The organism is Nostoc sp. (assembly GCF_036916575.1).
GTDB lineage: Bacteria > Cyanobacteriota > Cyanobacteriia > Cyanobacteriales > Nostocaceae > Nostoc.
The window spans coordinates 1-23,946 of the sequence record NZ_JBALGC010000113.1 but is presented as its reverse complement, the minus strand read 5'-3'; the positions used below and the strand labels follow the sequence as shown (position 1 = coordinate 23,946).

Annotated in this window: 22 protein-coding genes and 1 pseudogene; 13 read left to right on the top strand and 10 right to left on the bottom strand. The window is 40.2% G+C overall.

What is annotated here, in order from left to right; translation table 11 throughout:
* The first annotated feature begins 113 nt into the window (after positions 1 to 113).
* From V7L29_RS25225 to V7L29_RS25215, 3 genes are all read left to right on the top strand, one after another.
* Positions 114 to 536, top strand: a complete 423-nt coding sequence (locus V7L29_RS25225; protein WP_334737152.1) for a photosystem I reaction center subunit II PsaD — start codon at positions 114 to 116, stop codon at positions 534 to 536.
* Positions 537 to 668: 132 nt separating this feature from the next.
* Positions 669 to 2,183, top strand: coding sequence for an anthranilate synthase component I (gene trpE / locus V7L29_RS25220; RefSeq protein WP_334737151.1), 1,515 nt, complete (start codon positions 669 to 671; stop codon positions 2,181 to 2,183).
* A 228-nt stretch (positions 2,184 to 2,411) separates the two neighbouring features.
* Positions 2,412 to 3,323 (top strand): SDR family oxidoreductase, encoded by a 912-nt coding sequence (locus V7L29_RS25215; protein ID WP_334737150.1) that lies wholly within the window; start codon positions 2,412 to 2,414, stop codon positions 3,321 to 3,323.
* Between the two features lie 638 nt (positions 3,324 to 3,961).
* Here V7L29_RS25215 and V7L29_RS25210 read toward each other — a convergent pair.
* Positions 3,962 to 4,093 carry a hypothetical protein gene (locus V7L29_RS25210; protein ID WP_334688526.1) on the bottom strand — a complete coding sequence of 44 codons (132 nt, stop codon included), beginning with the start codon at positions 4,091 to 4,093 and terminating at the stop codon, positions 3,962 to 3,964.
* Positions 4,094 to 4,101: 8 nt separating this feature from the next.
* Here V7L29_RS25210 and V7L29_RS25205 point away from each other — a divergent pair, with 8 nt between their 5' ends.
* Positions 4,102 to 4,689 carry a Uma2 family endonuclease gene (locus V7L29_RS25205; protein WP_334688511.1) on the top strand — a complete coding sequence of 196 codons (588 nt, stop codon included), beginning with the start codon at positions 4,102 to 4,104 and terminating at the stop codon, positions 4,687 to 4,689.
* A 2-nt stretch (positions 4,690 to 4,691) separates the two neighbouring features.
* Here V7L29_RS25205 and V7L29_RS25200 read toward each other — a convergent pair whose 3' ends face one another.
* Both V7L29_RS25200 and V7L29_RS25195 read right to left on the bottom strand, forming a co-directional pair.
* Positions 4,692 to 6,626 carry a hypothetical protein gene (locus V7L29_RS25200; RefSeq protein WP_334737149.1) on the bottom strand — a complete coding sequence of 645 codons (1,935 nt, stop codon included), beginning with the start codon at positions 6,624 to 6,626 and terminating at the stop codon, positions 4,692 to 4,694.
* A gap of 580 nt (positions 6,627 to 7,206) precedes the next feature.
* On the bottom strand, positions 7,207 to 8,103 hold the full coding sequence (locus V7L29_RS25195) for an alpha/beta fold hydrolase (protein ID WP_334688509.1): 897 nt from the start codon (positions 8,101 to 8,103) through the stop codon (positions 7,207 to 7,209).
* 530 nt (positions 8,104 to 8,633) lie between these two features.
* Between V7L29_RS25195 and V7L29_RS25190 the strand changes: the two genes are divergently transcribed.
* Together V7L29_RS25190 and V7L29_RS25185 are read left to right on the top strand one after the other, a co-directional pair.
* The gene (locus V7L29_RS25190) at positions 8,634 to 9,218 is read left to right on the top strand and encodes a hypothetical protein (protein ID WP_334688508.1); all 585 of its coding nucleotides are present in this window, start codon (positions 8,634 to 8,636) and stop codon (positions 9,216 to 9,218) included.
* Positions 9,219 to 9,658: 440 nt separating this feature from the next.
* Positions 9,659 to 10,456 carry an armadillo-type fold-containing protein gene (locus tag V7L29_RS25185; protein WP_334688507.1) on the top strand — a complete coding sequence of 266 codons (798 nt, stop codon included), beginning with the start codon at positions 9,659 to 9,661 and terminating at the stop codon, positions 10,454 to 10,456.
* A gap of 69 nt (positions 10,457 to 10,525) precedes the next feature.
* Here V7L29_RS25185 and ftsE read toward each other — a convergent pair whose 3' ends face one another.
* The gene (ftsE, locus tag V7L29_RS25180; RefSeq protein WP_334688506.1) at positions 10,526 to 11,266 is read right to left on the bottom strand and encodes a cell division ATP-binding protein FtsE; all 741 of its coding nucleotides are present in this window, start codon (positions 11,264 to 11,266) and stop codon (positions 10,526 to 10,528) included.
* A 207-nt stretch (positions 11,267 to 11,473) separates the two neighbouring features.
* Complete coding sequence (locus tag V7L29_RS25175) at positions 11,474 to 12,229, bottom strand: WecB/TagA/CpsF family glycosyltransferase (protein ID WP_334688505.1); 756 nt, start codon at positions 12,227 to 12,229, stop codon at positions 11,474 to 11,476.
* A gap of 327 nt (positions 12,230 to 12,556) precedes the next feature.
* Between V7L29_RS25175 and V7L29_RS25170 the strand changes: the two genes are divergently transcribed.
* The 3 genes from V7L29_RS25170 (at position 12,557) to V7L29_RS25160 (ending at position 15,543) form a co-directional block, all read left to right on the top strand.
* The gene (locus V7L29_RS25170; protein ID WP_334737148.1) at positions 12,557 to 13,276 is read left to right on the top strand and encodes a response regulator transcription factor; all 720 of its coding nucleotides are present in this window, start codon (positions 12,557 to 12,559) and stop codon (positions 13,274 to 13,276) included.
* Positions 13,277 to 13,440: 164 nt separating this feature from the next.
* Positions 13,441 to 15,114, top strand: coding sequence for a SpoIIE family protein phosphatase (locus tag V7L29_RS25165; protein ID WP_334688503.1), 1,674 nt, complete (start codon positions 13,441 to 13,443; stop codon positions 15,112 to 15,114).
* 3 nt (positions 15,115 to 15,117) lie between these two features.
* The gene (locus tag V7L29_RS25160) at positions 15,118 to 15,543 is read left to right on the top strand and encodes an ATP-binding protein (RefSeq protein ID WP_334688502.1); all 426 of its coding nucleotides are present in this window, start codon (positions 15,118 to 15,120) and stop codon (positions 15,541 to 15,543) included.
* Positions 15,544 to 15,648: 105 nt separating this feature from the next.
* Here V7L29_RS25160 and V7L29_RS25155 read toward each other — a convergent pair whose 3' ends face one another.
* Entirely contained in the window at positions 15,649 to 16,080 is a 432-nt protein-coding gene (locus V7L29_RS25155) for a ketosteroid isomerase family protein (protein WP_334688501.1), read from the bottom strand.
* A gap of 314 nt (positions 16,081 to 16,394) precedes the next feature.
* Here V7L29_RS25155 and queG point away from each other — a divergent pair, with 314 nt between their 5' ends.
* Both queG and V7L29_RS25145 read left to right on the top strand, forming a co-directional pair.
* Entirely contained in the window at positions 16,395 to 17,369 is a 975-nt protein-coding gene (queG, locus tag V7L29_RS25150; protein WP_334688500.1) for a tRNA epoxyqueuosine(34) reductase QueG, read from the top strand.
* Positions 17,344 to 17,979: an HAD-IA family hydrolase gene (locus V7L29_RS25145; RefSeq protein ID WP_334688499.1), complete on the top strand. Its 636-nt coding sequence runs from the start codon at positions 17,344 to 17,346 to the stop codon at positions 17,977 to 17,979. Before queG ends, V7L29_RS25145 begins: the two co-directional genes overlap by 26 nt.
* Positions 17,980 to 18,231: 252 nt before the next feature.
* On the opposite strand, the gene V7L29_RS25140 is transcribed toward V7L29_RS25145, so the two are convergent.
* Positions 18,232 to 18,609: a hypothetical protein gene (locus tag V7L29_RS25140; RefSeq protein ID WP_334737147.1), complete on the bottom strand. Its 378-nt coding sequence runs from the start codon at positions 18,607 to 18,609 to the stop codon at positions 18,232 to 18,234.
* A gap of 218 nt (positions 18,610 to 18,827) precedes the next feature.
* Between V7L29_RS25140 and V7L29_RS25135 the strand changes: the two genes are divergently transcribed.
* Positions 18,828 to 19,358 carry an orange carotenoid protein N-terminal domain-containing protein gene (locus tag V7L29_RS25135; protein WP_334737146.1) on the top strand — a complete coding sequence of 177 codons (531 nt, stop codon included), beginning with the start codon at positions 18,828 to 18,830 and terminating at the stop codon, positions 19,356 to 19,358.
* 106 nt (positions 19,359 to 19,464) lie between these two features.
* On the opposite strand, the gene V7L29_RS25130 is transcribed toward V7L29_RS25135, so the two are convergent.
* Together V7L29_RS25130 and V7L29_RS25125 are read right to left on the bottom strand one after the other, a co-directional pair.
* Positions 19,465 to 19,884, bottom strand: a complete 420-nt coding sequence (locus tag V7L29_RS25130; protein ID WP_334737145.1) for a GNAT family N-acetyltransferase — start codon at positions 19,882 to 19,884, stop codon at positions 19,465 to 19,467.
* Positions 19,885 to 19,929: 45 nt separating this feature from the next.
* Positions 19,930 to 20,694, bottom strand: a complete 765-nt coding sequence (locus tag V7L29_RS25125) for an ABC transporter ATP-binding protein (RefSeq protein WP_334737144.1) — start codon at positions 20,692 to 20,694, stop codon at positions 19,930 to 19,932.
* 338 nt (positions 20,695 to 21,032) lie between these two features.
* On the opposite strand from V7L29_RS25125, the pseudogene V7L29_RS25120 reads away from it, so the two are divergent.
* A pseudogene (locus V7L29_RS25120) lies at positions 21,033 to 21,680 on the top strand (Uma2 family endonuclease).
* 222 nt (positions 21,681 to 21,902) lie between these two features.
* On the opposite strand, the gene V7L29_RS25115 reads toward V7L29_RS25120, so the two are convergent.
* A complete protein-coding gene (locus tag V7L29_RS25115; RefSeq protein WP_334737143.1) occupies positions 21,903 to 23,195 on the bottom strand; it encodes an NAD(P)/FAD-dependent oxidoreductase in 1,293 nt (430 codons plus the stop codon).
* Between the last annotated feature and the right edge of the window lie 751 nt (positions 23,196 to 23,946).

Here is a 23,946-nt window from a genome sequence, read left to right as displayed (position 1 = left end):
AATGACTAATGACCAATCAACAATGACTAAAAACTGTTACAGTCTATAACGCGATCGCAATATGATCCTGGTTGCGGTGTTAGGATTCCCTAAAAACGTTGAGAGAATACTTTATGGCAGAAACACTCTCTGGACAAACCCCGCTATTCGGTGGCAGCACCGGTGGCTTGCTCAGTAAAGCACAAGTGGAAGAAAAGTACGCTATCACTTGGACTAGCCCGAAAGAGCAAGTATTTGAATTGCCTACAGGTGGTGCTGCTATTATGCGGAAAGGTGAAAACTTGCTGTATATAGCTCGTAAAGAATATGGCATCGCTTTGGGCGGTCAGCAACTCCGGAAATTCAAAATTACAGATTACAAAATTTACCGGATTTTACCCAATGGAGAAACTACTTTAATTCACCCAGCTGATGGTGTCTTCCCTGAGAAGGTGACTGAAGGTCGTGAAAAAGTACGTTATGTCCCACGCCGGATTGGGCAAAACCCCAGTCCATCAGAACTCAAGTTCAGTGGAAAAGCTACCCACGACGTATAGGGACTAGAAACTGGGAACTGGGAACTGGGGACTGGGGAGTGGGAAGTGGGTATTAAGAAATTCTTCTGATACCTAATCCTTAATCCCTAATCCCCAATCCCTAATCCCTAATCCCCAATCTCTAAGCAATTTATGGTATTCCCCGATTTATCCGAATTTTCTCAGCTAGCTCTACAAGGTAACTTCCTCCCGGTATATCAAGAATGGGTAGCGGACTTAGATACGCCCGTATCTGCTTGGTATAAAGTCTGTGCAGGTCAGCCCTACAGCTTTTTGTTGGAATCGATAGAAGGCGGGGAAAAGCTGGGACGCTATAGTTTAGTGGGCTGCGATCCGCTGTGGGTTTTGGAAGCAAGGGGCGATCGCACGACCCAGAAAAACCGCGATGGTTCGCAGGTCGTTTTTGCAGGCGACCCTTTTACAGCTTTAGCCGAATGTTTAGCACCTTTTCACCCAGTCAAGTTACCACAGCTACCGCCAGGAATTGGCGGTTTGTTTGGGTTTTGGGGCTATGAATTGATTCGCTGGATTGAGCCGCGTGTGCCAATTCATCCACCAGATGAACGAAATATCCCTGATGGATTGTGGATGCAGGTAGACCACCTATTGATTTTTGACCAGGTGAAGCGGAAAATTTGGGCGATCGCTTATGCTGATTTACGTGATCCTAAAGTAGATTTCAAAGCAGCCTATCAACAAGCGGGCGATCGCGTCACCCAAATGCTCGAAAAGCTATCTCTACCACTATCGCCGCAAAAAACCCGATTGGAATGGAAACCGCCTGGAAGTCGCGTATCTGGACAACCAGAGGAATACACCAGCAACTTCACCCGCCCTGATTTCTGTGCCAGCGTCCAAAAAGCAAAAGCTCATATCAAAGCAGGGGATATTTTTCAAGTAGTTATTTCCCAGCGGCTATCAACACCATACACAGGCGACCCCTTTGCCCTTTACCGTTCCCTACGTCAGATTAATCCTTCGCCTTACATGGCTTACTTTAACTTCCAAGATTGGCAAATCATCGGTTCCAGTCCCGAAGTGATGGTGAAAGCCGAAACACATTCAGATGGTGGAGTCATTGCAACGGTACGGCCAATTGCTGGGACACGTTCACGGGGTAAAACCACCCAGGAAGATGCAGTCTTAGCTGAAGATTTACTCCAAGATCCGAAAGAAATTGCCGAACATGTGATGCTTGTAGATTTAGGGCGGAATGATTTGGGGCGTGTTTGTCAAAATGGTAGCGTCAAAGTTGATGAATTAATGGTAGTTGAGCGCTACTCCCATGTGATGCACATTGTCAGCAATGTTGTAGGTAAATTAGCACTTGGTAAAACAGCATGGGATTTACTGAAAGCTTGCTTCCCAGCAGGTACGGTAAGCGGCGCACCCAAGATTAGGGCGATGGAGATTATCCACGAGTTAGAGTCTAGTCGTCGGGGTGTTTATTCCGGTGTGTATGGATATTACGATTTTGAAGGACAATTAAATACTGCGATCGCAATTCGCACAATGGTAGTGCATGATCAGACAGTGAGCGTACAAGCTGGTGCAGGTTTGGTGGCTGATTCTGAGCCAGAAAAAGAATACGAAGAGACGCTGAATAAAGCTAGAGGTCTATTAGAGGCGATTCGTTGTTTGCGTTGAACTAGGAACAGTACACTGTGGCGTCAATTTGCCTACCCTTAACCAGTTGCTCAAGCCCAAATTGTACTAGGATAAGCGATTGGTATCTCAAAAATTAAGCGAGCTAATAAGAGTTAGCCTGCAAAAATATAGAATAATCCCATAGATAGGTGTGCTGAACTGCATATTACTTTATTAGTTTGCTAGATAGTCAGACCGTAGCAATGTTCTGATTTAAAGGAGTGAATTATGAACATCTTTCTGACAGGGGCAAGTGGGTATATTGGTTCAATTGTTGCACAACGACTCAAAGAGACTGGTCACAAAGTTTTTGGTTTGACTAGAAGTGAAGCATCTGTACAAAAGCTCAAAGCCCTTGAAATTGAGCCAGTTTTAGGAACTTTACAAGACAGAGAAAAACTGAAGATAGCCGCACGCTCTTGTGATGGAGTCATTCATACCGCATTTATTCATGACTATAATGATTTCGCTAGTGCAGTAAAAACAGAACGTGATGTCATTGCTGCATTTACGGAGGCTTTGGCAGGTTCAGGTAAGCCATTCATTGCCACATCGGGAACTGGTTTGCTTGGTGATACAGGCGATCGCGTAATTGATGACTCAGAAAATTTTGAGTTTCAAGGAGAGTTAGCAGGAAGAGCCGCAGCCGAGCAGGATATTCTTCGTGCGGCACAGCAAAATATCTGCAGTGTTGTGTTACGTCTTCCGATTTTTGTTTACGGACGTGGTGGGAGTCAATTCATCCCTTTTCTCGTGGACGATGCCAAGCAAACAGGCGTAGCTCGGTATGTTGAACCTGGCGACTATAAATACTCTGTCGTCCATGTGGATGATGCCGCCGAACTTTATATTCACGCATTGTATAATGGCAAGGCAGGTTCGATCTATCATGCAGTATCAGAGTCAGGAATTACTAATAAAGCTATTACCGAAGCAGTTGCACGAATGCTTGGATGTAAAATTACGGAAATGTCAAAGGAAGAAGCTGTTCAAGTTTGGGGAATAGCGCTAACTACTTTCCTCGCAATAAATAACCAAGTTTCGTCTTCAAAAAGCGATCGGGAGCTTGGCTGGAAACTATCTGCACAAACCACAATCCTAGAAGACATAGAGCATGGTTCCTACAAAAGGTATAATTGAAGCCCCAAGTTTTATTAATTGAGATGGTATAGCTGGATTTATGGCGTGCTGTACTAAGGACTGGGGAGAAAAGAGAGACAAGGAGAAAGATTAACAATTCAAAATTCAAAATTAACTCCTAACTTACTACTTTTTAAAGGCAGATATAATATTGTTATCAATGCCTGTATAGTTACTTTCGCCTATAATTTATTGCACAGTGGTTTTTATTGGTTAATTGTAAAACCGGGCTTGATATAAGTACAGTAACAGTTCGATTTGCTGTATGAGAATCCAGACTAGATTTTAAAAGTTGATATACCAATATACTTCTGTTTTGAATTACATAGGTTTTACGAAATGCAAGCTGTTTGGAAACAATTTGTGCTACTTCTAAACCCACGTATCCACAATAGCTTGACAAATTAGGAAGCTTTATAAATCCAATTAACATCAAACTTTCCCAAAGCTAAACAGAGGTTTTTAGACAAAAGTGAAAAGTTAAAAGAAGTCCTGGTATCCAAATCCAAGACCTCCATTGAAGTTACTACAAACTAGAAATGAACAAATTTGCTCATCCTAATTGGCTAAAGTAAATCGCCCAAAGAATTCTACTTACTCCAATAGCAATTAAAAGGTTAGTGAAAAATCTGCCGAATTCAATTTCTTGTTCCAGTCCCTTGTCGTCTTTGCCGATAGTGAAAAACAATGACCAGGCTTGTGCGATCGCCATCATCTCCTGGCAGCGATCGCACCCTACACACCACTAAACTAGAAAGTAAGATGCTCACAATAGCCTATGAACGCCACGACAACCACTTTACCTTCTACACTCAAATTGAAAATAGACTTAACTGATGATCAATTTTTCCAGATGTGTCAGCAAAACCGCGATTATCGATTTGAGCGTACAGCGTCAGGGGAATTATTAATTATGCCACCTACAGGTAGTGATACTGGCAACCGTAACTTTGATATGGTTGTTGAGTTAGGAATCTGGAATAAACAGACTAAATTAGGCAAAGGTTTTGACTCTTCAACTGGCTTCACCCTTCCTAATGGTGCAGAACGTTCTCCTGATGTTTCTTGGGTAAAAATTGAGCGGTGGAATGCTTTAACCCCAGAACAACAAGAAAAATTTGCCCCAATTTGTCCTGATTTTGTAGTAGAGTTGCGTTCTCGTACTGATTCCTTGAAAGAATTGCAGGAGAAAATGCAGGAGTATATCGAAAACGGCGCTCAATTAGGTTGGTTAATTGACCGGAAAAACAAGCGAGTGGAAATCTATCGTCCAGGTAAAGATGTAGAGATATTAGACAATCCTGCTAGTTTATCAGGAGAAAATGTACTACCTGGATTTGTGTTGGATTTAGAGCGGATTATGTAGCTTTATCGATTAGGATACACATGGCGCATTTCAAAGCGACTTTGTTCCCAAAGTGGTGGCAAAGCCTGTTTAGCAGCATTTAATTGAGCTTGCGAGAAAGAGATTTTCCCATTTTCTAGAATCCAAATAAATGTCCGAGTTATCAAATCTGCGTTGAGACTATTCTCGTATTCACAATTATTTATTCTTGTAACTTGCTGATCTAAGCAATTTATAGCATATTTGAAAGTAAAATTTTTCCAGTTTGTGGAATTGCTAGGATTTTCTTCTTGCGTATTTTTCCATTCAACCCTACGCAAATTTCCGATAATATAGTCTATGCCTGTTATGGACGAATCAGTATTACGCACCAAATTTGTATAGGCTTGGTAATATGGTTTCAACAGAGAAGCAGCAATATTTTCCACATATATATGTAGCCAAGATTGGATGTCGCGAAGATAAGGTGCTAAATCTCTGATATTATCAATTTCTTTAATAAGCGCCCGATCACTTGTGTAATTTGTGATTTTGGCTAGCAATTCAACTTCCGATATTTGAGCCTTTGCTGAGTAATAGTTAATAACTTTTGGAATATATTTCTCTAATAACCACTGTTTGGTATATCTAGCTGTCCAGGTTCCCTGAACTCCAATATCTTGCTGCCATAAAGTTAATTTACCTGTTTCAATAGATTGTAAATTGACATCATTTAGCTCATAAATTATATTAATTTGATTGTTAGGCAATAAATATAAATCTCTATCAATTTTGGCTAAGATAAATGTATGATCGCGAATTCCTCGACTGACTCGAATTGATATATCTTTTCTCTGGAATAGATGCCATTCTGACTTGCCTTTAGTATAATCAAATTCATGAGCAAACTGCTGCATTAACTCCCATAATTCTTGTCTGACAGAAAAAAGGATAAAACCTCGACTTTCTGAAAATTCTACGAATTTAAAATTCCATGTTTCTAAAGCATTTTCAAATTCAATTATTAAATTTTTATATTCTTGGCAAACTCCATCAATACACAAACACAAGTCTATTGCTTCTAACTCTGATAAAATTAAAGTTGTTTGACCTAAATATACCTCGAAAGTATTTTTATCTAACTGTTTAAAAAACCGACGACATCCCCAATCTGCCTGGGTGTGCAATCCAGTCATTAATTGACCTAAAATATCTTGATGATTTAAGTAAATTTTTAGATTTCTTAAAATAATACTGCTGAATTCTATTTCACAATTACCCTCTCCAAAAGCTTTAGGTAAATTACATGCGATCACTACTTTTGGTTTCACAACAACTAAGCGGTAACCTTCTCGCATTATGGAAGGCTCAAAATAACTTTTTTCTAAAACATCCTGTAAATCTGGATAGCGTCTTAAAAATCTTTCTATTAAGTTATATTTAGTATATTTTAAAATACTTACTGTATTTTTATCGATGTTTTTCACCGAATCAAAATTTAGCTGATTATAAAAAGTTGAGGCAAGAGCAGAATTTCTCAGCGCATCTATATTTGTATCAAATATCGACTCTTCTCTATGATAACGTAGCTGTTTGAAAACCTTGATTTGATATCCATTAGTAACAATAAAAAATAGTGTTTTAAAATAATTGTTATAAAATTTTGCTTGCTCAATAGAGTAATTGAATTTATTTTGATGCGGTTCTATTGCTGCAATAAAAATAAGTGAAGTATCTGTATTTTGTTGTTCAATATCATCTGTTGTATAATAAATCTGAGCAATTTTTGGATTTATCCCGTACTTTCCTGATTTAGATATTTTTAAAGGGTATTCACGATGACATTTCTCTGGATAACAGAGATACTGAAACATTGGGAAAATAAACTTTTCTTTGACATCATCTTCATTTCGTAAAAGACGATGGTCAAAACCTTGTATCCATGTGATAAATTGTTTAATTGACTCTGGAATAGTCATCAGATAATCTACCTGCTAGTATAAATTTGCTATGCCTTATTTTGTTTGTATAATTAGCAATTTATCAAGTCAGTTTGGATAGTATAGTGATTGTGAATACTATAATGAAACCATTCGTCTTGAACTTGACCTGGGAGCATCTCACTTTTGTAAAAATATGCCCAGATGTAGCGAATAGAATTTGTACGCCAGTTGCTTTAAGTCGGCAAAGCCGGATGTCAGTCACCAAATCAGGGAAACCCCAGGCGCAATTGTGTTATATGTAACCGAAATTTAATTGTGCGCGATTGCCTAATTAAATAACCCTATAATTAATAACCCATGACTTGGGTTATTAGCACCAACAATAACTGAATTATTGATATTTTTAGCGAGATGCTTTTGCTATATGTATAAGCAAATTGTAAGTAACTTTCAGATGAAATCAAAGGCGTTAAAAAATAAAAAGCTGATTCAGTAACGCCTTTAATTTAATTTATTTAGCCTCGACAATCCAATGTCTAGCTACACACTTATGGTTGAAATTAGCTCAGTAAAGAAGGTAGGAAATTAGCTGGGGCTTTCACTACTGAACAAACTATTAATTAAGCAAAGGTAAAAATTGGCGAATTAACCCAATTGTGACTGCTGGCAATTCCAACTGTGGTGTTAACCCCACATCTTCCAACTGTTGAAAAAATCGGATCGCTTGGGGATTAATTTCTGCAAGGCGGCGACCAGTTGAGGGTCCTGTAAATTCCGACCTTTGTCCCCAAATAATGGCCGTAGGAGTGGTCAACTGATGAATGTAAAGGGATAAATCAAAGCATAAATCGCCACGGACAAAAGAAAGTGCTGCATACTCAGCATTAGGCTGTTGGGCGGATTGTAAATAAGCATCTACAATTTCTTGGTACACTCGATTAGACTGAGCAAATTGCCGTTGCTCTAAGAAGCTGCGAATACCCCCACTGGTGGCTATTCCAGTGCTGTAAAGTAAACGGTCAACAAGGGGAACGCTGACTAACTGGGCAAAAAAACTACGGGAGTAGTCTTCGCCAAAGTCGGAAAGTCCGGCGGGGGTAGTGAGAATTAAAGATTTGAATAAATCAGGCTGAGCTGCTGCTACTCGAATTGTAAATGCTGCGGTCAAAGAAGAAGCGATCGCTGTTACTGGGCCAATACAAGTCTGCTCGAAAAACTCCCGAATCGTGGTCAAATAATCCTCAATCTTATAACTCCGTGCTGGATGCTCAGACCTACCCCAACCGATTAAATCTGGCGCAATGACCTGATATTCGGCGGCAAAAGCCGGATAAACTTTCGACCACTCATAAGCAGAAGATCCACCACCAAAGCCGTGCAGAAACACCAAAGTTTCCCGATCATCTTTGGTAGTTACATTGTCCAGCCAAGGTGACCCAGCGGCAGTATAGTATGCCATTCTACCTAGTGAGGTATTTATGGAGCGTTGTTCAAATCCTAGTGGTTGAAACATAAGTATTTTTTGTTGACTGTAGTGATTAGTTGGCACAATTTAAAGAAGAAACCTGAGACACGGGGACACGGAAAGAGTATTTGATAATTTCTCCACGTCTTTTTCCCTCTTTGCGTCCTCACGTCTTCTTTAGTCACCCTAGATTTACGTGTTTAGTTCAAACTCCCCACTCATTGTTATTATCAGCGAACTAATCACTCTAAGACTTCTCGCCACCGTCAGATTAAGTAGATGTAAAATTACTGGATTACTTGTAAAGATTTGGTGATTTTTTTCACCTTAAAAAGCAACTTAACCTTGTAATTACTGTTTTATAAGGCTTTCTTATGGTAACGAGTATCACTAAAGCGTGAATTAAACATAAGTTTTTATGGTAGTCTATCAAGAAACTCATAAATAATTTTGAGCGTCAAGAATAGTTAAAACGCTTATTTTAATAAACTATTAATTTTACTTCTACATGTAGAATTAATAGCTTTTGATGTATAACTAATCTGATTATTCTCTAGGTAATGGTAAGGCGGGATGTCATGGTAAAGCAGGCTACTCTTCAATCAAATAAACTACCAACGATTGAAGACGCTAAATTTGCGCTTGACAACTTTAATATACAAAACGAAATTACAGCTTCAGTTTGGCAAGATCAGGTCGAGCCAGCTATTGACCCTGCCAGAATGACTGTGCCTACTTGTATTTGTTTAGACTTAGAAGACTTGAAGTGTTTTGAAGCAGTAGAGCGCCAGTATGAACGCTGGGGAGTAATTTTTCACAATTCTCTAGCAATACAGGCATCAAATCCAGCATTTCCAACCTATTCAGGGCTAACAGTTTTAATGGGAGCGCCTAAAAGCGGATTTTTAGAAGCTACTTTCTTGCATCCGGTTAACTCGGTTAGCGCCTTTGTCACTAGTTCGCAACGGCTAGTGCTTTCCGCTTACGATCGCGATCGGCAATTGCTCAGTCAAACTACACTACCAAGCGCTAATCTTGCTAATTCAGACTCGGCAATTTCTCCCAATACCTTATTATCTATAACTGTGAATAACATTTACAGCGTTACCTTCTGTGCTTTTGATGGTCAATTCACCCTTGATAACTTTCGTTTTTGTCTTTAACCTAAAACGTTAAAAACTCATTGACCAAATTAAGCTTACTTGCCCAGTCAGGGTATTCTTTTAGAGTATATTAATTATCAAATTACACTCCCAGGTACTGGCAAAGTATGAAGTATAAATTAATTAAGTATAAATAATTTTTTAGCCTATCCGACTGCAAGGGCTTTGTCAAACGTTGAACGGGTTCTTTTTTAGAATACAGGAACGACTGTAGCAAACAGCCTAATGCGCATTCGCAAAATTTAAAATTCAAAAAGCCTTTATGCCCTTGCTCTGAGCCATTTAAAATGGTATCTTAATTTCCGCCGTGCTGTACTAGTCTACATCCGTCCATGAAAACTGGGCATCTTGTGGTTTGGGTTCAACAACAGCCATCACCCTTTCTTCATCCTGGTAAAACTTATACAATATGTAATTTCGTAATCAAGTAGGTAAACACTGTGGGACAGGCTTCGTCTTCTTGGCAGCAATTGATCAACCAGATCCCTAACTGGAACTGGTCGCTGACAAAATTCCAGACAAAAGGAGCCATAAAGCAGCAAACATTTAAGCGCTTCTCTGGACCTGGAGGCTTTCTTGGGTTCCTGACAATCATCGTTGCCATGTTGTTGTGGAACTGGATACTGCTATTGGCTCTCTTAATCGGTGTTGGGGTAATGGTATTGGTTTACTCAATGCAAGAGTGGGACTGGCAATTGCACTGGTCTAAGATACGTAAGTTCTTAAACAGTTCAAATCGTCGGTTAGCCTTAGCAGTCGTCAGTGGTGGTCTTGGTACTGTCAGCACTTACATGGCAGCTGCAATTTGGGTTGACTCTCACAGTCCCTGGATTGCTGCTGGTGCTATTGTGCAAGGTGTGGGAACCCTGTTAACTTTAATTTTATTGGTATGGCAAATTGTCAACTTTTATGAAAATCGAGAAGAAGATCACCTCGATCAGTTGTTGGTCAATTTAATAGAAAAAGATCCATTGAAGCGGTTGATTGCCCTACGTCAACTAACTAAATTCATCAGCCGTAAGCGAGTTGATTCTACAGTGCAGCAAGATGTTGTCGAATGCTTGCAACTCCTACTCAGTCGAGAGGAGGAAGTTGTGATCCGAGAGGCAGCTTTTAAGAGTTTACAAGCCTGCGATGACCTCCGGTCGGTCGGAGACCATCGCCTACAAGTCGTAGCACCCAAAACAGCAGCAACTTTCGCACCCCTATCTGCAAAACTCAAACACCACCTTTATTAATTATTTGTCCTTTGTCTTTTGCTAATAACCAATAACTAATGACCAATGACCAATGACTAATGACTATTTTCAAGACAGCCGTCCATTGCGAACTTGGACTACCGCATGATTACACCGCCGCACTAATTGTTCATCGTGGGTGGTAACTATTACTGTAGCCCCAAAGGAATTTAACTTTTGGAGAATCTGAATCACTTGCCAAGAATTATCTGGATCGAGATTTCCAGTAGGTTCATCCGCCAACAGCAGTGGTGGTGTACCAACTATCGCTCGTGCAATACTTACTCGCTGTTGCTCTCCCCCAGACAATTGATCTGGAAAGCAGTCAGCTTTAGTCAGTAAACCCACCAACTTTAAAGTTGGTTGTAGACGTCGTTGAATTTCTTTACGGGTATACCCTTGAGCTTGCAGCACAAAAGTTACATTTTCCGCTACTGTCCGTTGGGTAATCAGTTTGTAGTCTTGAAACACAATGCCAATCCGTCGCCGCAATAATGACAAGCGATCGCCCCGTAAACCCGCTACATTACATTCATCAACAATTACTTCTCCCTGTGTGGGCAACTCCTGGCCATACAGCAGTTTCAAAAGTGTTGATTTACCAGAACCACTTGGCCCGGTGATAAACAGAAATTCTCCCTTTTTTACCTCAAGGTTCGCATTCAACAAGGCGTGAGTGCCATTAGCATAGGTCTTGGTTACAGATTGCAATTGCACCTTTACAGTAGTATTACTAGCGTGCTGTTGAGTTTCACTCTCCTGTCGATCAACAGATTTGTCTGTCTTAACTTGAGTTGTTAATACTGGCATTGTTAAATTTTCCTCATACCCACAACCAAATAGCTTGCAGGCTTAGATTTGACATTCTCTCCAAAATAAGGATTCCCAGTCCAAACCTGGGAATTTCAAATCCAATAAAGGAAATTTAAAATTTTTATGAAGACTTTAATACTAACTAAGTAATAACACCCATAACTCAGAATTCAGCATGGGCTAAACGCCCCGCTAACAGCACTCTTAACTAATTGCACCCCTTGCTGTCAAACGATAAACAAAGGCTTTGGCAGCAAACGCTGGCAAAGCCAACATCCGCCGCCAACGCCAAGGTTCTTGATAGAGCCGATACAACCATTCCAAATTATTATTTCCTAACCAGGCAGGAGCACGAGTTTTAGTTCCCGACCAAATATCAAAACTGCCACCAACGCCAATCCAAATTGCTTGAGGACACAAATCGCGGTTTTCGGCAATCCATAACTCTTGACGTGGCACTCCTAAACCGACAAAAATCACTTGTGGCTGCAATTGAGCAAGAGTTTGTCGCAATTGTGCTTCTTCTTCTGGGGAATGGTAGCCTGAGTGAGTGCCTACTATACTCAAATCTGGAACTTGCTGCTGCCAAAAATCTGCCGCGCTTGCAGCCACTCCAGGCGCTCCTCCATAGAAAAATACCTTTGTTCCTGTCTTCTGTTGCCCAAGTTGTTGCAAAAGTTTTTCTGCTAATTCAATCCCCGGAAAACGCTGCACTTTTTGCCATAACAGCCACCGCAAATACAGAACAACCCCGGCTCCATCTGGAATCACTAGTTCAGCATTTTTAATCACCTGAGCTAAGAATTGATTTCGCTCTGCCTGCATAGTCATTTCTGCATTGAGCGTTACTACATGAGTTCCTCTGCCTGCGTGCAGGCATTCTAACAACCAGCCTGGATAGTTAGTCATCACATGAACTGGTATTCCCAACACTAAAAATGCTTGATTGCCATTAGACATAGCCTATTCTTGATTAACCCTCACACCAGATTTCCTTAAATGTTAAGTTTATCAAATTTTTTATATTAGAACTTATGTAGGAGAGATTTCCATTGCTCTGTAACAATAGAAAGCATAATTTAACTAATTAGTCTTGGGCGCTTGTACTTGGGCTGAACCAGTCCAAATTTTATTGTTAAAGTGTAATATTCACTCAGTATAAAACGCTCAACTCGCAACTCTGAGTCCGGGAACAGAAGCCCCTACTATACTACTTGCAGTTAGTGTGGGAGTATGTCACCAAACTCGACTTTATGGTTAAAGTAGTGTAACGGGCTGAAGTTGGCTATGAGTAAAATTCGTATCGCTCTGATTGAAGATCATGACCTAACTCGTGTGGGTATTCGGACAGCACTACTGCAAAAGGATGAAATTGAAGTTGTAGGTGAAGCTGCCAATGCTGCTGAGGGGCTAAAAATGTTAAAAATGGTACAACCAGATATTGCCATTGTAGATATTGGTTTACCAGATAAGGATGGGATTGAACTGACACGGGAGGTAAAATCTACTGCTAATGGGCAGCAGCTAATCACAAAGGTGTTAATTTTGACGCTGCGGGATAATAAAGAAGCGGTGTTGGCAGCTTTTGCGGCTGGCGCAGACTCTTACTGTATGAAAGATATCAAATTCGATAATTTGCTGGAAGCAGTGCGAGTAACTTACAATGGCAACGCCTGGATCGATCCGGCGATCGCTCGGATTGTATTACAACAAGCGCAACAAAATCCCCAAAAGTTGGAATCAGCTTTTGTAGATACCAAGGCTATTGCCCCTAACTCTGATTCTTTTGAGAATCTGGAAGGAATTCCATCTTACACCCTGACAGAAAGGGAGTTAGAAGTGTTACAGTTGATTGTCGAAGGTTGTAGTAATGCAGTAATTGCAGAAAGACTTTACATCACTGTTGGGACTGTTAAAACTCACGTTCGTAATATTTTAAATAAGCTATGTGCCGATGACCGTACCCAAGCAGCAGTCCGCGCCTTGCGTTCTGGGTTGGTTGGATAAAGTTAATTTAGGTGTAGAGCAATTGAAGATGGTCAAGGGAAACTCACAACTTTGAGAAAGTTATATTTTCAAAGTGAATGGCTTCTCTGATTTTTTGTTACTTATCAGGTGGGATAAACATCACGCTATCTCGCCATTCAAATATGTGAAAACTAAAGTCAAATATGGCTGATATTGGGATGGACAAACTCAAGCTCATGGTGGTAGACGATGAGCCAGATAATTTAGATTTACTCTACCGCACTTTTAGGCGAGATTATCAAGTATATAAAGCCAATCATGCCTTTGGTGCTCTGGAAATCTTGGATCAATTTGGCGAGATGGCGGTGATTATTTCTGACCAAAGAATGCCAGAAATGAATGGCACGGAATTTTTTAGTCGCACCGTCGAGCGCTTTCCAGACACGATTCGGATTTTGTTAACTGGTTTTACTGATGTCGAAGATTTGGTGGATGCGATTAACTCCGGTCAGGTATTCAAGTACATTACCAAACCCTGGAATCCGGATCGGCTTAGAGTGTTAGTTGAGCAAGCCAGTGATACATATCGCCTAGTTAAGAAGCGCACGCAAGAGTTGCGTCGGTCTCTACGGCGAGAATCTTTGTTTAATGCGGTAACAACAGGAATTCGGGAATCTTTAGACTACGACAGTATGCTGCAAAAGATTGTAGCAACTCTTGGACAAACATTTGAAGCTACCAGTTGCTTGCTTAGACCAGTAGAGGGCGATCGCCTCACACAAGACCAGTTCTTCTACCACGATCCTCAATCCCGTGTATCAGATTCCTTCTTCGACCCTAGTCTTTTAATTGAAAAAGTCCTGGAAACCCGTCATTATCAACTTGCTCAAGATGTATATAACGGCAATCCTGGCCACCACCTGGTTGTGCCACTTAGCTACCAGCAACACTTGTTGGCTGTGCTAGCCCTCCACCAATGGGGAAGCGATCGCCCTTGGCAAGACGAAGACATCCAACTGATTGCAGGTGTTGCTGAACAAGCAGCCTTAGCCCTCTCTCAAGCAAAACTCTACCAGCGCCTCCAAGAAAAGCAACAGCAGATTCATAATGAGTTGGAGGTAGCTCGCCAAATTCAATACAACTTGCTACGCCAAAGTTTACCTGACATCAAAGGCGTGAAAGTGCAAGCCTGCTGTTACCCAGCGCGGGAAGTCGGAGGCGATTTTTTTGAAGTTTTTGTTCATCCCAAAGGTGACTTGTGGTTGGCAGTGGGTGACGTTTCTGGCAAGGGCGTCCCAGCTGCTTTATTTATGGCTAGTATTATTTCAGTTTTGCGCCGAGAATTATCTCAAGAAGCACCAGCCGAGCCGAATGTGGTCATGCAGAACCTCAACCACGCTCTCAGTGAAGATTTAATTAGCAACAATTATTTCATCACCCTTGTGTTAGCCTGTTATACTCCTACCACTAAGGAACTTGTTTACACTAATGCCGGTCATATCTATCCGCTGTTATGGTCAGGCCAAGGCGCTTTAGCCGACAATCCCAATTATCTCAAAGTCCGCAGCGTTCCTTTGGGGATCTTGCCTAAGTGGCAAGCACAGTCTGGTCGTTTGGTTCTCGCTGCTGGAGATACATTGTTACTAGCCAGCGATGGAATTACAGAAGCAATGATCTCAAATGATTTTAGTTTAGCAGTAAAAACTGAGACTGGCGTTGAGCCGATTAATCGTTCTATGCTGAATCAAGATGGTCTTTGGCAACTCTTACAACAAGAGCAACAACCGCTTTCTCTTAACCATTTACTAGCTCGCATTCAGGCAGATAACCAAGTTCAAGAAGATGATCAAACTATACTTTCACTGGAGATTTTGTAAGTCATGAAAAGTGAGCTTCATGTACCAAGTGACTTGAATTTTCTTAATATTGTCGAAAACTGGTTGCTGGGATGTTTGAAAATCCAGCTAGGAGAATCTGTGGATTGGTCACGGCAATCAAGTCGTTTGAGACTGGCTTTGGTAGAAGCCTACTCAAATGCAGTCCGTCATGCTCACAAAGACAAACCAAGTTTACCAATTTTACTGCGTTTGGAAGTGAAAGACCGGGATCTTGCCCTCGAAGTTTGGGACTACGGCGAAGGCTTTGATATGTCTACCTACTATGCTCCAAACCCTATGGAAAAACAAGAAGGTGGTTATGGTTGGCTAATTATGAATCGTCTCATGGACAAAGTAGATTATCAGTTGCAGATTAATGGTGCCAACTGTCTCAAGTTAGAAGCTACTTTACCCGAATTAGTCCAATAAACTAAACTTACTATTTTTCAAGTCATGTGATTTATACGAATTTTTCATGCTGAGATTTTGTTTTGGGTATGATTAAATATTGCCTAAACCATTTATAGTTATTTGCTACTTTTCAGGACGTAAAGAAAGTAACTCTTGGGGGGAAGCTAAAAGTTTGATTCTAGTATAGAAAATTTGCCGTTGTTGGTTGAGGATAAATAGCCACAAGACATTCACACTACACCAGGAAGTTTGTGCTTTGCCTGTTACCTGGACTTGGATCGTAGCGTTTTCTAAAGTCTCGGCTATTCCTGTGTTGGGGTAAGCTTTAATGTTTTGGCCTTCTTGTTTTAAGTAGGCTGCGATCGCATCTGTCCCCACAATATCAGATTCAAATGGTGGACGCATTACACCATCTACCGCAAATAAGGCAGCAGTTGCCTCAAATTCTCCTGCATTTAAGGTTTCAAAATAACGCAGTACACTTGGTTCTGTAATTCCCTCAATCTGGAATTCTTCTTTCAACTGCGCTGGGGATATAAATTCAGCAGAGGTCATAAAATTACTTGTATCATGCTAGCTAAATATTAATTTCAATACAAAAATAGCTAAAAAGAAAGCTGCTATTGAGATAGATTGCTACATATTGGGAAATCTTCCTCACGATGGAAGTTTTACAGCAGAATTTAGCAGCAGGCAGTTATAACCCTGCTTAAAAAGCAAGGAATTAAGCTCACCCAGGATCAGGCAGGTAGCGCATTGGATTAAAAATAAAATTTCTACCTCAGATAGGCAACAAATCTTAATCAAAGATATTGAATACGTAATATAGAATTATCATGCCTTTCGTTAGGCAAAATCCAGATAAAAAAATGAATCAGTATTCTGTAACAAGTAGCAGTGTAGTGAAAGAAAAAGCCAGGGAGTTGGGCTTTCACAAAGTTGGAATTGCTGCTGTAGATAGGGTAGATGCCACAGAAGCGCAGAGGTTGCAAGCATGGATTAAACTGGGTTATCACGCCGATATGGAATGGATGGCTAATCCAAAACGTCAAGATATCAGCTTAGTGATGCCAGAAGCGCGATCGCTAGTGTGTGTGGCGTTAAATTACTACACATCACATCAACGTCCCGTAGGCGAGGAATACGCCAAAATTTCCCGTTATGGTTGGGGAAGGGATTATCACAAGGTGATGCATAAAAAACTCAAGCAGCTATCTACATGGTTAAAATCACTTGATGAAGGCATACGAACTCGTTATTATGCAGACACTGGCCCGGTGCAAGATAAAGTGTTGGCTCAACTTGCCGGAATTGGTTGGATTGCCAAAAATGGTAATGTGATTACACCGGAATTTGGCTCTTGGGTATTTTTGGGAGAAGTGTTGACAAATTTGGAATTAGAGAGCGATCGCCCGCATACAGAACACTGCGGTAGCTGTACTCGTTGTCTTCAGGCTTGTCCTACGGATGCAATTACTCAGCCTTTTGTCGTGGATGCTAATCGCTGCATTGCTTATCATACCATTGAAAATCGGGCAGAGGAATTGCCAGAAACAGTCATACCTCATTTGCAAGGCTGGGTTGCTGGTTGCGATATTTGCCAAGATGTTTGTCCTTGGAATCAACGTTTTGGCAGCCCAACTGATATTGCAGAGTTTCAGCCTTATCCTGGGAATATTGCTCCTCAGCTGCTAGAATTAGCCCAAATCTCAGATCAGGAGTGGGATAAACGATTTCCAGCATCTGCCTTGCGGCGGATTAAGCCAGAAATGTTACGACGCAACGCCCTAGCTAATCTTGACGCATCCAGGCGAAAGAATGACCCTGAAAGTAATTATTTTTGATTTTGATGGCACAATTGCTGATACAGTAGATGCCCTTGTAAGTATTGCTAATCGTCTAGCTATAGACTTTGGTTATAGACAAATAAGCCCAGAGCAATTAGCCCTCCTCAAAAACTTCACATCTAGGGAAATTATTAAGTACTCCGGAGTTTCTCTATTTAAGATACCTTTTCTAGTTAAAAAAGTTAAAGGAGAATTAAAAAACAAAATCCCAGAATTAAAGCCAATTCCTGGGATTAAAGAAGCATTAGTGAAACTCCAAAATCAAGGATATAAATTGGGCATTATCACTTCTAATTCTAAAGAAAATGTGACCCAATTTCTCACAATCAATGATTTAAATCACCTATTTGATTTTATCTACTCAGGAATTACAATTTTTGGCAAAACAACGATAATCAATAATGTATTGAGGCAAAAACAACTCCAACCTCAAGAAGTTATTTATGTTGGAGATGAGACCAGAGATATAGAAGCATCAAAGAAAGCAAATATTCAAGTGATTGCAGTGACTTGGGGCTTTAACTCACCTGAAGCACTAGCCAAGCAAAATCCAGATTATTTAATTCACCGACCTAGCGAACTCCTAGAAGTGATGAATAGTCGTTAATTAATCAATAGTCTATCAGTTTTGGATTTTGAATTTGTTCCACTCACTAGAGGTGGGGCATGAATCGAAATAATTTTTAATTCTTCAATCTAAAATCTAAAATTGGCACAGTCAAAAGTCGATAGTGAAAATCTTAACAATTGACAATTAACTAAAACATTAAAGTGGGCAATGTCTACCAATGCCGAGAACTTAAATTTTCATACTTGTGACATTGCCCATCTTATCAAAATATTAAGATATCAGGAAAACTTAATTTTTCCGTTCACCCTTTTCCAAAGCTTGTTCTACTAGATCATCACTAACATTAGTTGCACCCTCAGTTGGAGAATTCCCTACTTCCTTTGCTGATTCTAGAAAATCATCAGGATTACCAGTTGACTGAGCTTGAGTTTTTGTCTCTTGTGGCTGAAAGGTTTTCTGATTAGGTGCAGTGGCTGCTTCGGCTGCTGCTGCACCTTTCCCTGTGCGGTCAACTTCACTAACGCTGAATTGTTGTGCAGTTTCATAATCAGTATCAAAATCCACCGTTGGCGCTTTTTCTTCACCACTAGCTATGCTCTCGGCAGCTAATTGTGCATCCTGGGTGGAAGCTTCATTTAAATTGGGCTTCACTTCTTCATCAGGCATAATTAAAACCTTTAGGTAAATTTTTTATTGCTGGGGACAATTATAACGAAGTAATGTGCTGCTTTCTTGCTTCCTGGGGGAGACTTTTACCTCTATTAAAAGGTAGATTAAAGCTACAATTTTCAATTAATTTAACTATTTCTACGGGTAGTAGAATTTGATTCTCAAACTCTGGTACCACTTAGTTTGGCCTGTTAAATTTTCTTGGAAACAAATTTATGAGTGCAAGTTACGATAAAACTATTTCTCAAGCCCAGAGCAATGAAACTCAAAAATTGGTGGACGCGTTTAACGCTTTAGATACCGATGCTAAACTAGCCTGGTTCTATTTGGTTTATAAAAAAATGGGTGACTCTGTAACTCCAGCCGCTCCAGCTGCTGCTGAACCAGAACTATCACCAATTCTATCAGAAGACTATTTTAAATTGTCAGATGAGGAGCAACTGGCAATTATGCGGGATATAGTCAACCGTAAGGATACAGAGCATTCCCGTGCTTATGGGGGGATAAAAGAAAACAATCAATTGTTAGTTTGGTATGCTTGGGCGGTAGCTATGGGGGATACGGTAGTTGATTTGCCAAGCACCTACCAGCCAACTAAAGAAATTAATGATTTGCTTTCGGAAATTGAAGGATTAGAATTTGAAGAGCAAATGTCGGTGTTTCGGACAATATCTGGTGAATTGGGTTACACCGATGTCAAGCCGATCGCAACACAAGCAGAAACTGGCAAAACCTCAAGTTTGTAATTAGACTAAATCCATATCTATAACTGTGAAAAACAAGATACCCGACTTATTTACTAAGTTGGGTATCTGTGGCTTTCAATTATTAAAAATCACATAGGCTTATTATTTAGCCATCTATTAATGATGTGTTCACCAGCCATTTACCGATTATCTGCTCCAGACAAGTTTCTCTTTCGGTAAAGCCTAGTTTTTCGTAAAATGGGATAGAATCATCTGTAAACAAACAGACATGCTGACCTTGCAATTTGTCTAATAAGATTCGCATCATTTTGCTAGCAATTCCTTGGTGACGATAAGGCGTAAATGTCCAAACATCAACTATGTAAGCATTACAAATCCCATCAGACAGGACGCGAGCAGTGCCGATAATATGATCGCCTTCATAAGCAATGCAAGTGCCATAACTGTTGGCAAACGATGCTTTGAGTTGTTCAGCACTTCTACCGTTGTCGAATTTATCTTGACTGAGTGTAGCTTTCATCTCCTCCCAATTAACATTTTCGATATCGTGTTTGTATGTCACCATTGCAGTACAGAATTTGATAGATATTGCAGTCAGCAAATTAAGAATTTATGATACAGCAAGATGATTTAATTCGGCTGGAGTGAGGTTGGAGTGTATAACTTGACCATCACGGAACCAAACGATGCGCTGGGTTTGACGAGCAACTTCTGGTTCATGAGTAACCATTACAACAGTAATCCCACTGGCATTGAGTTCGCCAAAGATGTCTAAGACTTCTTGGGTTGTGCGCGAATCAAGTGCGCCTGTGGGTTCATCGGCTAAGAGTACTACGGGATGATTGACGATCGCTCGGGCGATCGCTACTCTTTGTTGTTGTCCACCAGATAGCTGAGTTGGTTTGTTGTTGAGGCGATTTGCTAAACCGACTCGCGTCAGTGCAACTGTTGCGCGATCACTTCTTTCTTTTGGGTTGACATTAGCATACACCATTGGCAACATGACATTTTCTAATGCTGTTAGTTGGGGCAATAGGTGGAATTGTTGGAATACAAACCCCAGCTTTTTATTACGGATGTGTGCTAATGAGCGATCATCCATTTGGGCTACATCGAGGTTATCTAAGTAATAATGTCCGCCTGTGGGACGGTCTAGACAACCTATAATATTCATGGCTGTGGATTTACCAGAACCTGAGGGCCCCATGATTGCACAATATTCGCCCTGTTCCACAATGAGGTTGACATCATTCAAGGCTCGTACTTCTGTTTCGCCACTACCATAAATCTTGTAAATGTTTTCTAGTCGAATGATTGCTGGTTTCGGTACAGAATGAGGAACCAGGGAATCGGTAATTGAAATAGTGTTTGTCATAAAGAGATAGGTAATTTTAGACTGGGAGAGAGTAGCTTACCAGTTGTCACTATAGTAACCACCCTTGCTCTGAATATAAATGCTTGCCATTTTCTGATAACTACCCTACCAGAGAAATTGGTCATGAATATTGCTATAGAGAATTAGGTGTTGACAACGATGCAGATGCTTTTTAGAATACGGAATCCAACGGACACAGATAGGCAACATGAGAGAGACTTCCTAACGTAGAATGCGAGGAAGCACGTTATAACGTTTGGATGTTACTTTGGAAATAACCAGAAGATAAACTATTTTAGCCTTCTGTAACATTTGGGTTCTAGTTTAAAGACGGAACAATGACACAAGCCAACTTATCCCAAACTTTAGCCGTCAATATTCCACCCACACTCACACTCACAGTCACCCACGAGCAGTTTGTTCAGTTAGCACTGGCTAACCGAGATTTACAATTAGAACGAACTGCTACCGGAGAGTTGATTGTTATGCCACCAGCTGGCAGCGATACAGGCAAACGAAACTTTGACATCGCCGGACAACTCTGATTATGGAATCGTCAAACAAAATTAGGTGTAGCTTTTGACTCATCTACTGGTTTTTATTTGCCTAATGGGAGCGATCGCTCTCCTGATGCTGCTTGGATACGTCAACAAAGATGGGATATTCTCACCTTAAAACAGCAAGAAAGTTTTGCTCCAATTTGTCCTGATTTTGTGCTGGAATTATGTTCTAAAAATGACTCTATAGAAAAGTTACGCGCCAAGATGAGGGAATATATAGAAAATGGCGCTTGTTTAGGTTGGTTAATTGACCGGAAAAATCAAAAGGTGGAAATTTATCGCCAAAGTCGGGATGTAGAAGTTCTGAATAAACCTGTAAATTTGTCAGGAGAAGATATTTTACCTGGGTTTGTGTTGGATTTAACCGAAGTGTGGAGTTGGCAGTTTACCATTTTAGCGGTTAAGGGAAATATACAAATCGTCTAGAAAACGGAGTTTGGCAGCTCAAACAAAAGTTGCAATCTGCTCAAGTGGATGGTTAAAATTTGTTCGGTTACTCTGTGGCGATCGCTTTGAGCTTGGAAAACAAATCAAACGAGAAATGCTGATTTTTTCGTTGGTTTTAAAGATTGGTCGTGATCAGGAGTAATTTAGATGCGTTTGCCCTGCTCTAAAACTAACTCGTAGGAATCTTCCATAAAAATAAATTCAAGAGCCAATTCCTAATAACTTCCCTTCAAAAGGTTTACCTTTCAACATTCTATTCCAGTAGATATAGGGAAAGCCATATTTTTTTAGCAACCACATACTGTACCGTTCTCTAGTTGGATCAATTGGAAATGTGGGGGAAAGCTTGTTGTCATAACTAACTTCAGCAAGCACTACCTTGCCATACCCTGTAGTTATTGGACAGCAACTATAGCCGTTGTATTTTTGAGTGAGGTTTTTTGAGTTGATTAAAGCCAGTAAGTTATGAACAACAACTGGCGCTTGTTTTCTCACAGCAGCCGCTGTTTTCGATGTTGGGAGATTCGCAGCATCACCTAAGCTAAACACGTTCGGGTAAACATTGTGCTGTAGCGTGTGTTTGTTTACATTAACAAAGCCAAGACTTGCTCCATCTGGTGCAGCTAATTTACTCTGTTTTATAAAGTCAGGCGCGCTCATCGGTGGTGTGACATGAAGTAAGTCGTATTGGATAGTTACTTCTTCGACTCCCGAATCTGTTAAAACCTCAAAAATCGCTGTTTTGGTATCAGCTTTAATTTCTTTGAGATTGTGTTTGTATCTCACGTCTATCTGTTTACGCTCTACTACAGAAAGCAGTGTTTTGGCGAATTCTTTGACGCCGAAAATTACTCCCATAGCTGTGCAAAACATGATTTTTGACTGAGGGCGTATCCCTTGTCTTCTGAAGGCATCATCAGCCAAATAGGTAATTTTCAGTGGTGCCCCTCCACATTTAACTGGAGTATTAGGGTAAGTGAATATAGCATTACCATCTTTGAAGTTTTTGATAACTTCCCAAGTGTAAGGGGCGTATTCATAAGCATAATTACTACAAACGCCATTTTGCCCAATTGTTTCTTTTAGCCCTTTAATTAAATGCCAATCAATTTGAATACCTGGAGCTAAAATCAGATATTCATAGCAAATACGCTTTCCTTCCTGAGTAATAACTGTATTGTTGTCTGGGTCTAACTGAGCTACATAATCTTTGATCCAAGTAGCACGCTCAGGAATATAGTCTTTTTCATCCTTTACAGTATCAAGAGCTTTGTAAACGCCACCACCAACTAGAGTCCAAGCTGGTTGGTAGTAGTGCTTATCTCTTGGTTCAATAATGGCAACATCAAGCTGCTTATTTTTTTTCAGCAGTTGAGCAGCGACTGTGATGCCTGCGGCTCCACCCCCGACAATTACGATTTGATACTGCATACTCTTTGCGTCATTTGGAATGACTGATTCGCGGTCTAAAGGCTTAACTAACGCTGACGACATAATGCTTTTGTCTCCTTTAAAAGTTACAAGCAAAATATTAAGCTAAAGGTTTAATAAGGGGAAGCTAGATTCCCGCAATATTGGTTAGTGGAAATATCTTTCATCATCTTTTGAGGCTCTTGGGGTCAGCAATTAGATAAGTGTAAATAGAGAATTCACAGTTGAACAACTGTCAAAAAAATATTTGTAGCTCTTTTAATGTACTAATTGTTGCTATTGACTCCAAACAAATTCTCTTGTCTGTAAGTAATCAAGAGCTTCATTCTAGTGCAAAAACAACTGAACCTATTGATTTCAAACCAATTCTGTTGCAATAAAAATCATAGTACGGTTAAGTTTAACTGCTTTCCCCAGCAGAAGCCAAACCCATTAAGAATATTTAAGTGTAAAGGGTTACAAAATTCCCAAGGAGTTATGAATAATTTGAGAGATGATATTTATTCATGTTTACTTCTGCTCTAATATCCTATCATATCAGTCATGCTTGATATGTTAAAAGCTTAATGAATTTAATACAAAATTCGATGATGAATCACCAATAAAACTATTTTTACCTAACTGCACTTTTATACATAAACAAGTAAATGTAGTTGTCGATATTAATTATCAGTATATATATTCAATTATTAAAGTTAAATTTTCTATCAGAATTTATGTTATACCAATTCTCCATGAAGATGCACTTAATCTTGAAAAACGAACCGCCAAGAACGCCAAGAACGCCAAGGAAGATAGAGGTAACTATTTAGTG

Bases quoted from the DNA above. Each gene is read 5' to 3' on its own strand.
- V7L29_RS25225 (WP_334737152.1), top strand. From the start codon at position 114: ATGGCAGAAACACTCTCTGGACAAACCCCGCTATTCGGTGGCAGCACC.
- trpE (WP_334737151.1), top strand. From the start codon at position 669: ATGGTATTCCCCGATTTATCCGAATTTTCTCAGCTAGCTCTACAAGGT.
- V7L29_RS25215 (WP_334737150.1), top strand. From the start codon at position 2,412: ATGAACATCTTTCTGACAGGGGCAAGTGGGTATATTGGTTCAATTGTT.
- V7L29_RS25205 (WP_334688511.1), top strand. From the start codon at position 4,102: ATGAACGCCACGACAACCACTTTACCTTCTACACTCAAATTGAAAATA.
- V7L29_RS25200 (WP_334737149.1), bottom strand. From the start codon at position 6,626: ATGACTATTCCAGAGTCAATTAAACAATTTATCACATGGATACAAGGT.
- V7L29_RS25195 (WP_334688509.1), bottom strand. From the start codon at position 8,103: ATGTTTCAACCACTAGGATTTGAACAACGCTCCATAAATACCTCACTA.
- V7L29_RS25190 (WP_334688508.1), top strand. From the start codon at position 8,634: ATGGTAAAGCAGGCTACTCTTCAATCAAATAAACTACCAACGATTGAA.
- ftsE (WP_334688506.1), bottom strand. From the start codon at position 11,266: ATGCCAGTATTAACAACTCAAGTTAAGACAGACAAATCTGTTGATCGA.
- V7L29_RS25175 (WP_334688505.1), bottom strand. From the start codon at position 12,229: ATGTCTAATGGCAATCAAGCATTTTTAGTGTTGGGAATACCAGTTCAT.
- V7L29_RS25170 (WP_334737148.1), top strand. From the start codon at position 12,557: ATGAGTAAAATTCGTATCGCTCTGATTGAAGATCATGACCTAACTCGT.
- V7L29_RS25165 (WP_334688503.1), top strand. From the start codon at position 13,441: ATGGCTGATATTGGGATGGACAAACTCAAGCTCATGGTGGTAGACGAT.
- V7L29_RS25160 (WP_334688502.1), top strand. From the start codon at position 15,118: ATGAAAAGTGAGCTTCATGTACCAAGTGACTTGAATTTTCTTAATATT.
- V7L29_RS25155 (WP_334688501.1), bottom strand. From the start codon at position 16,080: ATGACCTCTGCTGAATTTATATCCCCAGCGCAGTTGAAAGAAGAATTC.
- queG (WP_334688500.1), top strand. From the start codon at position 16,395: ATGAATCAGTATTCTGTAACAAGTAGCAGTGTAGTGAAAGAAAAAGCC.
- V7L29_RS25145 (WP_334688499.1), top strand. From the start codon at position 17,344: ATGACCCTGAAAGTAATTATTTTTGATTTTGATGGCACAATTGCTGAT.
- V7L29_RS25140 (WP_334737147.1), bottom strand. From the start codon at position 18,609: ATGCCTGATGAAGAAGTGAAGCCCAATTTAAATGAAGCTTCCACCCAG.
- V7L29_RS25135 (WP_334737146.1), top strand. From the start codon at position 18,828: ATGAGTGCAAGTTACGATAAAACTATTTCTCAAGCCCAGAGCAATGAA.
- V7L29_RS25130 (WP_334737145.1), bottom strand. From the start codon at position 19,884: ATGGTGACATACAAACACGATATCGAAAATGTTAATTGGGAGGAGATG.
- V7L29_RS25125 (WP_334737144.1), bottom strand. From the start codon at position 20,694: ATGACAAACACTATTTCAATTACCGATTCCCTGGTTCCTCATTCTGTA.
- V7L29_RS25115 (WP_334737143.1), bottom strand. From the start codon at position 23,195: ATGTCGTCAGCGTTAGTTAAGCCTTTAGACCGCGAATCAGTCATTCCA.